A 1,380-nucleotide genomic window follows, 5' to 3' on the forward strand; every position below is an offset into this window, starting at 1 on the left:
ATGAACCACGGCACCAGCTTGAAGAAGCCGAGCCGGCCCGGCGCGCCCTTGCCCGTCGCCCCCTCCGCAGGCAGGCGCGGCGCGATCAGCGATAGGGCCACCACCACCGGACCGAGCATCAGCACGCGCACCAGCTTGACCAGCGTGCCGACCTGGGTCGCGAGCGCGCTCACCGGCACGGTTGCGGCCAGCACCTGTGGCACGGCGTAGACGGTGAGGCCCGCGAGCACGCCGTACTGGTGCTCGCTGAAGCCGGCGAGCGGCACGAACAGCGGCAGCCCGAGGACCATCAGCACGCCGAGCACGGCTGTGAACGCGATGGCGGCCGCAACGTCCCGGCTCTCTGCCCCGATGACGGGGGCCACGGCGGCGATTGCCGAGTTGCCGCAGATGGCGTTGCCGCAGGCGATCAGCAGCGCCATGCGCACCGGCAGGCCCAGCGCGCGGCAGAGGGCGCAGCTCGCTAGGATGGTCAGCGCCACCGCGCCGACGATGCCGGCCAGCAGCGCCGGACCCGAGGCGATGATGGTCCCGAGACTGACTGACGCGCCGAGCAGGGTGACAGCCACCTCCAGCACCTGCTTGGCCGAGAAGGCGATGCCGGCCTTGAAGCGTGCCCCCGGCACCCAGGCGGTGCGCAGGGCGGTGCCCAGGAGGATGGCGAGCACCAGGGCCTCGACGTAGGGGTGCCCGGTCAGGTGCTCCTCGCCCACCTGCATCACCTGCGCGACTGCGGTGATCAGCAGGCATAGGAGCAGCCCCGGCAGCAGGCTGCCGGCCACCCCGGCCCAGGCGGAGCCGCGGCTCCGGTCGGCGGTTCCCGATCCGGCACGGTCGGCGATCCTGGCGGTCATGGCGGGACCCCCTGTCCGACGCCGGCGCTCAGTAGGTCGCGCCGAGATAGGCCGCGATGGCCCTGGCCTGCTCCGCCGCGATCGGCGCGCGGTAGACCTTGACCATCTTGGCGACCTCCCCGTCCCAGAAGGCCTGCCCCTTCCCGGGCGGCTGCATGGCGATGTAGTCCGCCGAGTGGCAGGTCATGCAGTTTTCCTGCGCGGCCTGGAAGCCGGCCGCGTGGCCGGCATCCGGCGGCGCCTTGAACTGCGCGGTCGGCTCCGGCAGCGCGTAGGTGTCGGGGGCGGCCAGCGCGGCCGTTGCGGCCAAGGCGAGCCCGAGGGCGGGCAGCACGGCGAACCGGGGCATGTTCATCTCCTCAGGCCGCCCGCACATGCGTCGTCTCGACCACGTTGCGCATGTAGCCGGCCGGGTTCCAGCGCGGCGACATCGGCTGCGTGCCGCCGTCGTTGCCGGTCGCGCGGACGCGCAGGGCATGCGGCCCCGGCGCCAGATCGGCCTCGGCGGTCCAGGTGCGGAAGGCGT

Annotated in this window: 2 protein-coding genes and 1 pseudogene; all 3 read right to left on the reverse strand. The window is 73.2% G+C overall.

Annotated elements, in window-relative coordinates; all coding sequences use genetic code 11:
* Positions 1-854, reverse strand: an 854-nt coding sequence (locus tag MKK63_RS08150; RefSeq protein ID WP_244000479.1) for a YeiH family protein, incomplete at its 3' end; no start/stop codon positions are given.
* Positions 855-882: 28 nt separating this feature from the next.
* Positions 883-1,203 carry a cytochrome c gene (locus MKK63_RS08155; RefSeq protein ID WP_244000481.1) on the reverse strand — a complete coding sequence of 107 codons (321 nt, stop codon included), beginning with the start codon at positions 1,201-1,203 and terminating at the stop codon, positions 883-885.
* 10 nt (positions 1,204-1,213) lie between these two features.
* Positions 1,214-1,380 (reverse strand): annotated as a pseudogene (locus MKK63_RS08160) (oxidase); the annotation flags it as partial.

It is taken from the genome of Methylobacterium sp. J-088 (genome assembly GCF_022829295.1).
Lineage (GTDB): Bacteria > Pseudomonadota > Alphaproteobacteria > Rhizobiales > Beijerinckiaceae > Methylobacterium.

Bases quoted from the DNA above. Each gene is read 5' to 3' on its own strand.
- MKK63_RS08155 (WP_244000481.1), bottom strand. From the start codon at position 1,203: ATGCCCCGGTTCGCCGTGCTGCCCGCCCTCGGGCTCGCCTTGGCCGCA.